Genomic DNA, 13,226 nt, shown 5'->3' with positions numbered 1-13,226 from the left:
GCTGATACCGGACGATGGCTACCCTGGATCCCGCCACTGCTCTCAGGCCGACCCGCCGCGTTGTGATTACGGGGCTGGGCGCCGTTACCCCCATCGGCAACTCCCCTGCCGAATTTTGGCAGAGCTTGCTGGCAGGGCGCTCCGGCATTGGGCCGATCACCCATTTCGATGCCTCCCGCCACGAGTGCCGTATTGCCGGGGAGGTGAAGGGATTTGATCCCCTCGACTATTTGGAGCGCAAGGATGCCAAGCGTACCGACCGCTTTGTCCATCTGGCCTTGGCCGCCACCCAACAGGCGCTGGAGGACGCCCAGTTTCGCATCACCGATCTCAACGCCGAGCAGGTGGGAGTGATTTTGGGTACCGGCATCGGCGGCATCCGGGTTTTGGAGGAGCAGCAGACTATCTACTTGCACAAGGGGCCGGATCGCTGCAGCCCGTTCATGGTACCGATGATGATTGCCAACATGGCCGCGGGACACGTGGCCATTCACTTTGGCGCCAAAGGCCCCAATTCCTGTACGGTTACGGCCTGTGCTTCCGGCTCCAATGCCATTGGCGATGCCTTTCGGCTTATCCAAAGGGGAGAAGTGCAGGTGGCGATTACGGGCGGCACGGAAGCAGCGGTCACCCCTTTGTCGATGGCGGGATTTAGCGCCATGAAGGCCCTTTCCACCCGCAACGACGCCCCCGAACAAGCCTGCCGGCCCTTTGACCGGGATCGGGATGGTTTTGTCATGGGAGAGGGGGCCGGGATCCTGTTGCTGGAAGAATTGGAGCACGCCCGCGCCCGCGGTGCCAAGATCTATGCCGAGATAGTGGGCTACGGTCTCACGTGCGATGCCCATCACATGACCAACCCCGCCCCCGGCGGCGAGGGGGCAGCCCGGGCGATGCGGTTGGCCCTCAAGGACGCCGGGATCCAACCTCAACAAGTTCAATACATCAACGCCCACGCCACCAGCACCCCTGTGGGGGATATCGCTGAAGTCCAGGCCATCCAGTCGGTCTTCGGGGAGCATGCCCCCCGCTTGGCCATCAGCGCCACCAAATCCATGACCGGCCACCTGTTGGGGGGAGCAGGTGGCATTGCCACAGTAGCCACAGCTCTGGCCATCCACCACGGCTGGGTTCCCCCCACCCTCAACTTGGACAACCCCGATCCAGAGTGCGCGGGGCTGGATTTTGTGCCCCACAAGGGGCGGCCGATGGCCATCGAGTCTGCTTTGGTCAATGCCTTCGGATTTGGCGGGCACAACGTCACTCTAGCCTTGCGCCGCTACTCTCCCGATTGAAGAGCTCGGTCTATGTCTTCTCCCGAAAGTGTGTCGCCGTCGGTTCGTCAGCAGGCCTTGGCCGCTTTGACGGCAGAGCTGGCGCAGCAAGGCCACCCGCCCGAATATGCTCAGCACATGGCGGCGGCGGTTATTTTTCAAGCCGATTTGGATCTCTGTGCAGCCCAACTGGCGCGGGTGCTCAGTTGGCTGAAGCAAAGCCATCCTGAGCTTTATCCAGAGGCGGTGCAATTGGTGGACACTACCCGCGAGGAGTTTGAGCGTCGCGTTCAAAACGGATAGACAAGCCGCAAACGCTGCAGCGCCGCCATGGGGGAGTAGGTCAACGAGTTTTGATGGAGTGGAGATCCGGCAGCCGAGCTGCGGTTGTGGGCAGAAGGTGATGGGGCCTGTATGGCGCTGCAAGGGGTGATCCTGAACTGGAGTGGGGTGGTGGCCGATGACGAGGGTCTGCACCTGCAGGCCATCAACCAACTGCTGGTGGAAGAGAACCTGCGCCCCTGGACTGTTGTTGCTACGCAACGCTGGCCCCAGTCGGGATCCCAGCGGGAGCTTTACCGGCTGCACTACCTGGGCCGACCGGATCGCGAGCGACTGCCGGCTTTGTGGGGAGAGCAGGGGCGGGTGCTCAACCCCAAACAACTGGAAGAGCTGCTAAAACGCAAGGCCCTGTACTACCAACAAGCTTTAGAGGGGCACACGGAATGGTCTCTCATTCCCGGCTTGGCGGAAACCCTGGAGACACTGGAGCGGCTGCAACTGAAGGTCGGCCTGCTGTGTGGCCAATCGACAGCCGAGCTCAGTGCTTTTCTGGAGCGTTTCCAGTCGCGTTGCCCGGCCCTGACTCGGCTGGCCGGCTCCTACCGCGTGACAGGGGATGAGGCCCCAGGGCAGCGCCACCGTTTGCTTTTGCAGCGGATGGAGCTGTCTGCTCAGGCGTGTTTGAGCATTGAGGCCACCTATCCCGGCATCCAGTCAGCCCGTTCGGCAGGGATCCCGGTGCTGGCTTTGGCCACCTTCTTTCCTCTGCACCTGTTGCAGCGGCGGGCCAATTGGGCGGCAGATGGCTATCACCAGGTGGAGTGGGATCGCATCCGGAACTGGTTTGCCGGCAGGCAAGACCGTCCTTCAACCCCGGCTGGCGGGGCCAGTTCCTGCAAAAGCTCTCAGGGATCCCCCGCAGGCAAGATCAGCATGCCATCCCCAAAGGAATAAAAGCGATATCCCTGGTCGATGGCCTCTTGGTAGAGATCCAGCAGCCTTTGCCGCCCGATCAGCGCAGCCACCAGCATCATCAGGCTGGAGCGGGGCAGATGAAAATTGGTGATCAGGCCCTGAACCACCCGCCAGGAGTAGCCGGGGTAGATGAACAGATCGCTCTTCCCCTGCCAGGGCTGCAGAGCGCCAGAGGCTGCTGCCGTTTCCAAAGAGCGCACCACGGTGGTTCCCACCGCGATGATCCGCCCCCCTCGGGCCTGGGTTTCTTGGATGGCGGCCACCGTCTCTGCCGACACCTTGAGCCACTCGCTGTGCAAGCGATGCTCGGTCACCCGCTCCGCTTCTACCGGGCGGAAGGTACCCAGGCCGATGTTCAGGGTGATGTAGGCGATTTGGATCCCTTTCTGGGCCAACCTCTGCAGCAGCTCCTGGGTAAAATGTAGACCTGCTGTGGGGGCGGCCACCGAGCCGGGATGTTTGGCCCAGAGGGTTTGGTAATCTCCTGGGCGAACCTGGGCTGAGCCCGCAGCTCTGATGTAAGGAGGAAGCGGGATCCGGCCCACCTGCTCCAGGATTGCCTCAAAAGGCCGCGCCCCCTCCCACTCAAACTGCACAACTCGCCCGCCGGTCTCAGGATCCAAAGCCAAAACGGTGGCCCTCAGCCCAGCGGGGGATCCTTCCTTGCTCCAAAAACGAATCCGATCCCCCACCTTGACCCGTTTGCCCGGCCTGACCAAAACCCGCCACCCCACCCGGTCAGGCAGAGGCTGCGCAACGGTCGGGATCCCTTCCAACTGAGGCTCCAGCAGCAACACTTCGACCCGCGCCCCGGAGGGCTCCTTAGCCCCGAACAGGCGGGCCGGGATCACCTTGGTATCGTTGAGAACCAGCAGATCCCCCTGCCGCAGGTAATCGGGCAGGTCGCAGAAGCGGCGATGCTCGTGCCGATCCGGGTACACCACCAGCATTCGCGCCTGATCCCTGGGCTCCGCCGGCGTTTGCGCGATCCGGTCGGGAGGAAGGGTGTAATCGTAGGCAGCGGTGAGCAGATCCAGATTAGGCTCCCCGTCACTGGCGCCAAGCGGCAGCTCGACCTTGTTGGGGGAAGCGGACGCAGAAAAGTCGGGCATGGAGATGGATCGAAAACGAGATCCAACAGGATTGGGGATCACCAACCGGAAGCCTCCACCCTTTAGGAGAAGGGAGGCGTGTGAACGACTCCCGACACTCATCTTCGTTGAGTAAACGCAACTTAGATAGAGTATGGGCTTCACGCTTCACAGACTTGTTTGTACAGAGGTCTCAGCGTGCGACCCACGGCGGGAACCTCTCCAGAGATTTAACTTGTTCTCCTCAATTGTAGGACGAACGGCTTTCATCCCGACACTGATTGGCTCTTGAGTCAACACAATTCACCAATACAGTGCGGGGCTTCCCGCCGATTAAGCTAAACCTTGGCCACCACCACCTGCTGGGGCTGATCCTGATACTTGCCGGCGCGGTCGGCGTAGGTCACCTGGCAGGGATCCCCCTCCAGAAACAGAAGCTGTACCACCCCTTCATTGGCGTACACACGGCAGTCGGCGCTGGAGGCGTTGGAAAACTCCAGGGTGAGATAGCCCCGCCACCCTGCTTCAGCCGGCGTCAGGTTGGCAATTAGGCCCACCCTAGCATAGGAAGATTTGCCAATGCAGATCACGGTGATGTTATCCGGGACTTGCAGCCGCTCCAAAGACACGCCCAACCCGTAGGAATGGGCCGGGATGATAAAGTAATCCCCCATCTCGTCGTGGTGCAGCTCCACCGCTTCCAGGTTCTTGGGGTTAAACCGCTTGGGATCCACCACCGTACCGGGCACATGGCGAAAGATCTTGAACTCCACCGGCGACAGGCGGATGTCGTAGCCATAAGAGGACAGGCCATAACTCAAAACAGGTCGAGACTCAACGGCCCTCACCAGCTCAGGACAGAACGGCTCGATCATCCCTTGCCGCGCTTGCTCGCAGATCCAGCGGTCGTTTTTCAGCATGGCTGCAGCAGGCTCCCTGGAAAGCTAGGGGACTTGAGGAGGATCGGGAGGACAAGCAACGTTCGCATCAGCGGCACGGATCCCTGCACGTAGGCGCAATTGCGTGATCAAGTCGGCCCGCTCCAGAAGGGAGTCCGGCATCTCCGGCCCGGTGATCACCATGTCCATCCAGGCCGGACGCTGATCGATCAAATCCAGCACCTGCGCCTCCGGGATCAGGCCCAACTTCACGGCCAAGCTCAGCTCATCCAACACCACCAAGTCGTAGCGGCCACTCCTGACGGCCTCCTGAGTAAATTGCCACAGCTCATCCAGAGCCACCCGCTCCTCGGGCTCCAGATGAGGCGTATCGATGCAGCGGTGCAGACGACAACGAACCCACTCTAAGGATCGCCCCAGGGAGAGGCGATTTTCCGGCCCCTGGTTGATCCCGCCCTTGAGAAATTGCACGATCAACACCCGCGTCCCCTGGCCGGCCAGCCGCAGCGCCTGAGCCATGACGGGTGTAAACATGCCCCGGCTGGGGTGGGTGTAGAGCTGCAGGGATCCCTGGGGGATCAACTGGGTGGAGCAGGCTCCATCCCGCTGCAGGAAACGGTCGTGAGCGGCAGGCTGCTTGACCCGGGCCGCAGGAACAGCATCCTTGGGGGAGGGCATAGGATTCGGAGAGGCAGTGCAAACCACGGCTTGATCTCGTAAGTGGGTTAAGGAACTAGACCCTAGGTTCACAGGGCCTACAAGTGGTGGAGAGCGTCGGCTATGGATTCCATGAAACACCACCTGTGCGTATCCGTCAACGAGTTGGTTCTGCTTCTGGCCGGCATACAAATCCTCTCAAATAGAGTGACAGAAAACACAATCCTTGCCCATCTTAGCTTTTTGGCACAAGAGGCAGGAGCCCAAAAGAAAAGCTTTTGAACAAAATCTTAATTAACGTTCAAGTCCAAACAAAAATCTGAGTGTAGAGGTATTTTACTTAAGCACAAAAGTATCTTATAAAAATGCAAGCAAGGAATCAATGTTTTCCGAATGAGATGAGCTCTTGCAAACAGGAATACCGATATCGGCGGCCTGGCCACCAGATGGCGGCGAAGCTCTGCTCATCTCAAAAGCCTTGCCCAGCGGGGGATCTATTCGGCTAGGAGCCGGAGAGCCCCCCATGTTGTCTCGACTTCACTTTGGAAAAAGTGTGACTGCAAGTCCAAAAACTTAAACTTAATTTCTAACTTCGAAAGCGACGAAATGCAAATCCATTAATTGCCTTCATCAAAAACAACTTATCAACGATATTTTTTGAGAAGGGACGCAAAGAATTATGTAACCTCTATATCCTGGAACTATTTTTCGCCAAGTTATCTCTTCAATTATTTTTCTGGTCGATCTCAAGGCTAATTTTTGTTCTCAGTTTAATCTCTATTTCTATCACGAGAAATAAGCATTGGACATTCAGTTTGGATCCCACGTAAGGCTAACCTATACAAGCTCTAGAGCCTTGGGTTCTGAGATTGGCGGGATCCCGTTGTGCAACTGGAGCCAAGTCTTTTCTCTGGCGTGAATAGCCCGAACGACCGTGGAGATGGGCACCGCTGTTTTCGGTAACAAGAACCCTTACCCTCTATGTCAGAAAGTATGTCAACGACTTGAACTGGGGAAAAACCCTAGGCCGTTGTGAACTCGGGGTGTGCGTTGTTCTGGGTGTCGGTGTTGCAAATTGACGGTTTCTCCCCCCAGCACCAAGGTGGAAGCATTGCCCCCATCCAAGTTCAGGGCATGGCGACAGCCCAATTGCTGCATCAACTGCGCCATCTCCAGCAGGGTGAGCCCTTGGTTTTCCTGGGCATTGCCGGCGGTCACCCACAGCAAATGTCCGTTGTCCAGTTGACCGACGGCACTGCGGGCAGCCCGTTGGCGGCGGAAAAGGGGTTGAAATCCCTCTAATTGGGCATCCAGAACCACTTGGCCGTCCAAGAGCAAGAGCGGCCCTGCCCCTAGCATGTGGGGGTAGGCGGCCAGCTCTGGCGGATCCACAGTCCAGCTCAACTTGAGGCGATCCCCCGCGATCAGTTTGCCGGCTTCCAGGGCACCTTCCAGACCCCGCGCTGCCAATACGTAGCCGTTGGGCGGGATCGGCACCGTCAAACTACCGGCCAGGCCTGCCGGCAGAATGTCTTGCACCTGATCCTGCCGCACCATCAGGAGCATTTCACCATCCGTTTGGGTGGTGTAGGTGGATCCCCAATCAGGGGTGTACTGGGCAACTCCGGGCAGGATGTAGCCACTGTTGATGCCCACCAGCGGGATCCGATCCCCAAGGTCGTTGCGCAACTCTGCCTGCATCTGCAAACGGGCAAAGCGCACGGATTGCCCTGCCGTCCCATCCGACCAAGCGATGACCCCACGGCCTAAGATGGGGCTGGAGATCCAGCGGCCATCCCGACGAATGGCTCCCAGCGGCTGGCGGGTGTTGCGATTGAAAAAACCGCCGTTGATGGCCGCCACGGCTCCCTGTTCAGGGCCAAAGGAAGACAGCTCCCCCAGACCCACCAAACTGGCAGGATTGGCCCAGATGGGGCGCAGTTGGCCCGCTGTAAGGGAAATGACCACGATGGCAACCGGGATCCGATCGTCCCCAATCCAGATTTCCTCTTGGTACAAAGGGATCCCTTGCACCACCCGCACAGGCTGCCGGTCGAGGAGCGTCTGGGCAGGGGCAACCGGGCTGTTGAGCAGGAGGAGAGTCGCTCCCACAGCGGCCAAGGTTTTAGGCAAAGCAACCCTCTTCACCAGCCCCTCTCGTTGCTGCTCTAGCCTCTTGGAGCTAAGTCGCTTCAAACAAGATTAAGACACTTTGCCACTCAACTTTGCCACTCACCTGAGCGCTCCAGGCTGCTATAGGCGACCACCCCCGGCTCCTCTCTCTGAGGCACCCAAGCGCTCCACGCCGCTCACGCGACCACCCCCGGCCCCTCTTTCTGAGGCCCAAGCGCTCCGCGCCGCTAGCGCGACCACCCCCAACCCCTCTCCCTGAGGCCCTCACCCCCAACCCCTCTCCCTGAGGGAGAGGGGAGTTAGGGTGGTGCGTTCGCGACAGCGTTGCGTAGCAATAACAACGTAGAGAAACGTTTTTTTGCTATTTGATTTTGCTATTTGATAATGACTACTCCTCCAGCCGACGACACTTGTGGTAGCCCCTATCCGCCGGCGGCAAAGGTGGCCATCAAAATTAAAGAGAGCAAAATGCCCGGAAAGAGCAGCAGCACCAAGGTTAAAAACTCAGAAAGGCTCATGACAGCACAAAGAACAACAACCGAGGGCACCAGTCCCCAACCTAGCGATTCCGGCAGCCCTTCCCATCCTCCCTTTGGGATCCCTTAACAGTTGCCGTCGATGGCCGACCCCTGAGGCTTTTCCCCTTCTGCCGGCGATATCCTGGCAAAGGGAAAGTCTTCTTCAAGCGCTCCGATGGGCATCCAAGGCAGGCGTATTGCCGTCGAACCTGGGGATCTGCGTCCTTGGCTGCAAGAGGCCGTTTTGGCAGGGGGTGGTGAGCTGGTGCCGTTGGCCGAAGCGGAGGCGCTGGTGTGGGCAGATGCCTTTGACGTGCCCAAGCTCAAGCAGTGTCTTGCCGAAGGAAAGGGGATCCGCTGGGTGCAGTTGCCCTGGGCAGGGGTGGAACCTTTTGCCCAGGCAGGGGTTTTGGATCCCGCCTATGTGTGGACCTGCGGTAAGGGGGTGTACGCTCAGGCGGTGGCCGAACATGCCCTGGCCCTCACCTTGGCCGGCCTGCGGGATCTGAAGATCCGCGCTTTGGCCCAGACTTGGCAGGCGGGATCCGGCACCAGCCTCTGGGGCAGCCGCGTGGTCATCTTTGGGGCGGGGGGCATTGCCCAGGCGCTGATCCAGTTGTTACAGCCCTTCCGCTGTTCCATTGACGTGGTGCGGCGCAGGGCGGATCCCTTGCCAGGAGCCAGCCGGGTGGTGACGCTGGCAGAACGGCAGGCGGTGCTGGCAGGGGCGGATGTGGTGATCCTGGCCTTGGCCCTCACCCCGGAAACAGAGGGGATCATCGCCCGGCGGGAGCTGGAGCAGATGGGATCCCAGTGTTGGCTGGTGAATGTGGCAAGAGGCAAACACATCGTGACCCCCGACTTGGTGGCCGCTCTGCAACAGGGGGTGATTCGCGGGGCCGCCTTGGATGTCACGGATCCTGAGCCCTTGCCGGCTGGGCATCCCCTCTGGAGCTTGCCCAATTGCCTCATTACCCCCCACACAGCCATTACCGACGCCATGATTGTTCCTGCCCTCTCCGAGCGGGTGCGGGAAAATGTGCGCCGCTTTCGGCTGGGGGATCCCTTGCTGGGAGTGGTGGATCCGGTTTTGGGCTATTGAGCCCTCACCCCTTGGGAGAGGGGAGCTAGGACTCGCGGGGGGCCATCTCTTGCACGCGAGCGGCAATGGCCTCGGCCATCTCTTGCGTGCCGACGGGCTCCCCTTGCGCCAGGTCATAGGTGACGTATTTGCCTTCGGCAATGACCGACTGTACTGCCGCTTCTACCCTCGCGGCGGCTTCCCGCTCGCCCAGATAGCGCAACATCATGGCCCCGGAGAGGATAAGGGCAGAGGGGTTGACCTTGTTTTGGCCGGCATACTTGGGCGCCGAGCCGTGGATGGCCTCAAAAACCGCAATGCCATCCCCGATGTTGGCCCCTGGCGCCACCCCCAGCCCGCCGATCATGCCGGCGCACAGATCCGAGATGATGTCCCCGTAGAGGTTGGTGAGCACCAGCACATCGTAGAGCTGCGGCTTCTGCATCAGTTGCATGCACATGTTGTCCACGATGCGATCTTCAAACTCGATGTCGGGGTACTCCTGGGCCACCTCCCGCGCCACCTGTAAAAACAGGCCGTCGGTGAACTTCATGATGTTGGCTTTGTGGACGGCAGTTACCTTTTTGCGGCCGTTTTGGCGGGCGTATTCGAAGGCAAACTTGACAATGCGGCGGCTGCCGAAGTCTGAGATGGGCTTGATGCCGATGGCGGATCCCTCGCGGATGGGTTTGCCGGAAAGGCGCATCATGGCTTCCCGCGCTTGGATGGCTGCCGGTGTGCCCTGCTCAAACTCGATCCCGGCGTAGAGATCTTCGGTGTTTTCCCGCACCACCACCAGGTCAATGTCTTGAAAGGGGCTTTTGATCCCCGGGATGGACTTGGCCGGGCGCAGGTTGGCGTAGAGATCCAGCTCTTTGCGGATGGCCACATTCACCGAGCGAAAGCCGGTGCCTACGGGAGTGCCGATGGGCCCTTTGATGGCCAGCTTGGTCTCTCGGATCGACTCCAATACGTGGGGCGGTAAGGGGGTGCCGTATTTCTCGATCACCTCCACCCCTGCCTCTACCGGGATCCATTCCAACCCAACCCCGGTAGCCTCCAAAACCGTGGTCATCGCCTTGGTCACTTCCGGGCCGATGCCATCCCCAGGAATCAAAGTCACACGATAGGCCACCGATGCTTCTCCTCGCAGCGTGAAAACTCCGTCTTGCCGGCGGATCCCCCCATAGATAGGTCAGATAACCGGGGATCCCCTAGGCTTCAATGACTATAGAACAGGTTGAGAGCGAAAATGCTGCATCCGCTACCTTGTCAATGGGCGGGGCCGGGGACGAAATTAGGGAGTCGGGGGCAAGGGAATCCGCAGCTCCACGACCGTGCCACTGCCGAAGCGGCGGTTACGCCAGGCAATGGCGGCCCCGATCAACTCGGCTCGGTAGCGCATGTTGAGCAGCCCATGTCCATGGCCAGGCATGGGATCCGCCCCACCCTTGGACTCCGGCATACCGCAGCCATCGTCGATGATCTTCAGCTCCAAGTGGGTGCAGAGAGCCTGAGTATCCTGCCGGGGCTGAATGATGAGATCGATGCGCCGTGCCCCTGCATGTTTGACGATGTTGTTGAGGGCCTCCTGCACGATGCGGAAAATGTTGCTCTGGCAGGCGGGGCTGAGGCGGGAGAGCAGGCCATCGGCTTGGTTGTCGAAACGGGTGAGGAGGGGATGCGGGGATCGCTGGGCGGCCCGTTCCAGGAGGCTGCGCAGGGCCGGGCCCAGGTTAAAGGCCCGCATGGCCGTCGGCTGTAAATCTTCCACGATCCCCCGCAACTCGGCCATGGTTTCCCTCAGTTGGGCGCTCATGGCCTGCAACTGGGTCTGGACAGCGGGGCCAACGGCTGGATCCCCAGAGAGCTCCTGAATCTGGCGAGATAAAGCTCCCAGATCCGCCAAGGTTTGGTCGTGGAGATCGGCGGCCAAGCGACGACTTTCCGCCTCTCGCCCCTCGGTTAGACCCCGCAAAGCTGCTGCTGTCGCCTCCTGACGGCGAACTTGCTCGTAGAAGGAGGCCCGCTGCAAGGCCACTGCCGTAATGTCCGCCAGCGCGTTCACCAAGTCCGCGTCTCCGGGAGCAAGTCCGACGGCATCGGCGGTTTTGCCGGGCTCAACCGACGGCATGAACGCACAGAGCACCCCGGCCACCTGGCGAGCATCGGTGACTATCGGCACAGCCAGCAGGGAGCGGATGCCGTTCTGGAGCAGACTTTGGCGTGTGTGGGCAGGCAGCGGGAAGGTGTGGACATCGGCAATCAGCAATGTGTCTAGCTGGCGGTAGCAATTGGCCCAGATGAGCTGGCCCAGCTCAGGGGGCAGAGTCTGTCCCACCTGGGAAGGGATCCCCGGCTGACGACGATACTCCTGGTGAATGGCCAGGGGCTCTGGGGGAGAAGCAGATGAAGGCTGCGGAGTTGCAGGGGGCGCGATAAAATCGCAGCGATCCACCTGCAAAGCCTCTGCCATACCCTCGAGGGCAATCTGCACCACCTGCTGGGGATCATAGGTGCCGCTGAGGCGCTGGGCGAGCTGGCGCAACAGGCTTTCTCGCTGAGCCGAGATGCGGGTCTGCTCGTACAGTTGCGCCTGCTTGAGGGCGATCCCTGCCTGCTCGGCCACGGCTTCCGCCAACTCCAGATCCTCCGGCTGCCAAGGAGAAGGGATCCGGGAGCCGCGCAGCAGGGCAATCCCCCCCAACAGCTCCTGCTGCCGCTGCGGATGGTCATACAAAGGTACCCACAACAGCCCACTTCCCTGCCGCTGCGGCTGCAAGTCATCCGGCACCACCACCGGCTCCTTCAAGGTGGCCAACAGACCGGCTGCCCAGCGCAACCTGGCCTGAATTGTCTCCGAGAGTTCTGGGGATCCCATCAGCAGGGCATCCAACGAGGACTCCGTGCCGCTCACGAGAACGGACGGATTAAGCTGCGGCGCATAGAGGCCCACGGGGCACAGCAGCTCCTGCTCCGGCTGCCAAAGGGCCAAGATACACACATCCGCCTGAAAAGCCGCCCCGATCTGCTGGGTGATCGCGTGGAAGAGGGTGGTGGGATCCAGGCTGGAGCGAATCGCCGCTGTGATCGAGTGCAACAGCGCCAGCCGTTCCGTCTGCTGATGGGCATGCTCGAACAAGCTGGAACGGGTCAGGGCAATCGCCAGTTGATAGGCCACCGAGCGCAACAGGTCGATCTCCTCCGGCTGCCAAGGATGGGGTGTAGTGATGTATACCCCCAGTAACCCGATCATCCCCCCCTGCACACCGGGCCGTCCTCTATAGGGATCCCTCCCGCCGATCTCCGCTCCCACCGACTGCACCGGGATCAGCACCGCCGAGCGAGCTTGTAGCGCCTGGAAGGCAGCCAGCCCCGCCGGCGGCAGGAGATCTCCATCCGGCGGCAGAGGCAGGGCGATTTGCACCACCTGCCCCGCCCGCAAGCGCTCGCAAAGCGAGCCAAAGTCTTGGATCCGGTACACCTCTCGTAGGCAAGGGGCTAGTCCAGGGCTCAGGGCTTCGTGGGTGACCTGAACCGTCTGCTGGTCCGGGTTGAGACTGTAAAAACAGCAGCGGCTCAGCCCCTGCACGCCTTTCGGGAGAAAGGCCTGTTGTAGCTCCCTCAGGGCAGTGCTGACGATTTGATCCCACTGCAAAAAGCGGTGAACAGTGCTGGTGATGCGGTTGAGCAACGCCTCCCGCACCGCCTGCCGACGGCTGCGCTCCAGCAGTTTGGCATTGATGATGGCGCTGGCCGTATAGGAGCAGAGGAACTTTACCACCTCCACAAAGCTGGCCTGCAGAGGGATCCGGCTCAGCAGGGCCAAAGCGCCCAGCCGCTCCTCCCCGCGGTTAATGGGGTGGGCGACAAAGCCCCGCAGGCCATTAGCCCTCACCCACTCCGGGGCAGGCATCCAGGCTTCTTGATCCGGGTTGTTGCTCAAGAGGGGCAACCCTTGCTGGGCCACACGCCCCATAGGGCTGTCATCGGGGTAGATCCGCTCAATTTGATCGTGGGCAGGGCTGACCAGGCCGGCATGGGCCACCGACTGAAAGCAGCCCTCCTGCGGGTCGAAAAACCAAAGGCGGGCGGAGGCCACGCCCAAGCGGCTCACCATCTGCTGCACCAGGGTCTGGGCCAACCTGCGCAAGCCCTGCTCCAGCACCTCCGGCTCTGCCGCTTCTGAGGATCCCTGGGAAGAGAGAAGCACCAGTTCCTGGACGATTTGGTTGGCAGCTTGGAGCTGGATCAACAACGAGGAATCTGGATCGACACAAGCCTGCAAAGGCATAGCAGCAAGCAATCAAAAACTT

At 60.6% G+C, this 13,226-nt stretch carries 10 protein-coding genes; 4 read left to right on the top strand and 6 right to left on the bottom strand.

Annotation, left to right across the window (positions count from 1 at the left end):
* Nucleotides 1-14: 14 nt before the first annotated feature.
* The 3 genes from fabF to NW862_RS02190 all read left to right on the top strand — a co-directional run bounded on the left by fabF (nt 15) and on the right by NW862_RS02190 (nt 2,510).
* Complete coding sequence (gene fabF / locus NW862_RS02200; protein WP_414336660.1) at nt 15-1,295, top strand: beta-ketoacyl-ACP synthase II; 1,281 nt, start codon at nt 15-17, stop codon at nt 1,293-1,295.
* A 12-nt stretch (nt 1,296-1,307) separates the two neighbouring features.
* Nucleotides 1,308-1,577: a hypothetical protein gene (locus NW862_RS02195; RefSeq protein ID WP_414333861.1), complete on the top strand. Its 270-nt coding sequence runs from the start codon at nt 1,308-1,310 to the stop codon at nt 1,575-1,577.
* Nucleotides 1,578-1,688: 111 nt separating this feature from the next.
* Complete coding sequence (locus tag NW862_RS02190; protein WP_414333860.1) at nt 1,689-2,510, top strand: HAD family hydrolase; 822 nt, start codon at nt 1,689-1,691, stop codon at nt 2,508-2,510.
* On the opposite strand, the gene queA is transcribed toward NW862_RS02190, so the two are convergent.
* The 4 genes from queA to NW862_RS02170 form a co-directional block, all read right to left on the bottom strand.
* Nucleotides 2,462-3,643: a tRNA preQ1(34) S-adenosylmethionine ribosyltransferase-isomerase QueA gene (queA, locus tag NW862_RS02185; RefSeq protein WP_414347612.1), complete on the bottom strand. Its 1,182-nt coding sequence runs from the start codon at nt 3,641-3,643 to the stop codon at nt 2,462-2,464. The two genes, NW862_RS02190 and queA, sit on opposite strands and share 49 nt — an antisense overlap.
* A gap of 317 nt (nt 3,644-3,960) precedes the next feature.
* Nucleotides 3,961-4,542, bottom strand: a complete 582-nt coding sequence (gene dcd, locus NW862_RS02180; RefSeq protein WP_414333857.1) for a dCTP deaminase — start codon at nt 4,540-4,542, stop codon at nt 3,961-3,963.
* Between the two features lie 24 nt (nt 4,543-4,566).
* Nucleotides 4,567-5,199, bottom strand: a complete 633-nt coding sequence (locus NW862_RS02175; RefSeq protein ID WP_414347610.1) for a cob(I)yrinic acid a,c-diamide adenosyltransferase — start codon at nt 5,197-5,199, stop codon at nt 4,567-4,569.
* 975 nt (nt 5,200-6,174) lie between these two features.
* Complete coding sequence (locus tag NW862_RS02170) at nt 6,175-7,311, bottom strand: phosphodiester glycosidase family protein (protein WP_414426874.1); 1,137 nt, start codon at nt 7,309-7,311, stop codon at nt 6,175-6,177.
* A gap of 693 nt (nt 7,312-8,004) precedes the next feature.
* Here NW862_RS02170 and NW862_RS02165 point away from each other — a divergent pair.
* Nucleotides 8,005-8,931, top strand: coding sequence for a D-isomer specific 2-hydroxyacid dehydrogenase family protein (locus tag NW862_RS02165; protein ID WP_414426873.1), 927 nt, complete (start codon nt 8,005-8,007; stop codon nt 8,929-8,931).
* Nucleotides 8,932-8,956: 25 nt separating this feature from the next.
* Here the strand turns inward: NW862_RS02165 and NW862_RS02160 are convergent, their stop codons facing one another.
* Nucleotides 8,957-10,045, bottom strand: a complete 1,089-nt coding sequence (locus NW862_RS02160; RefSeq protein WP_414333428.1) for an isocitrate/isopropylmalate dehydrogenase family protein — start codon at nt 10,043-10,045, stop codon at nt 8,957-8,959.
* 162 nt (nt 10,046-10,207) lie between these two features.
* Nucleotides 10,208-13,204, bottom strand: a complete 2,997-nt coding sequence (locus NW862_RS02155; RefSeq protein ID WP_414347100.1) for a GAF domain-containing protein — start codon at nt 13,202-13,204, stop codon at nt 10,208-10,210.
* Between the last annotated feature and the right edge of the window lie 22 nt (nt 13,205-13,226).

Source organism: Synechococcus sp. H55.8 (assembly GCF_047462375.1).
GTDB lineage: Bacteria > Cyanobacteriota > Cyanobacteriia > Thermostichales > Thermostichaceae > Thermostichus.
This window is presented reverse-complemented; position numbering and strand designations above follow the sequence as displayed.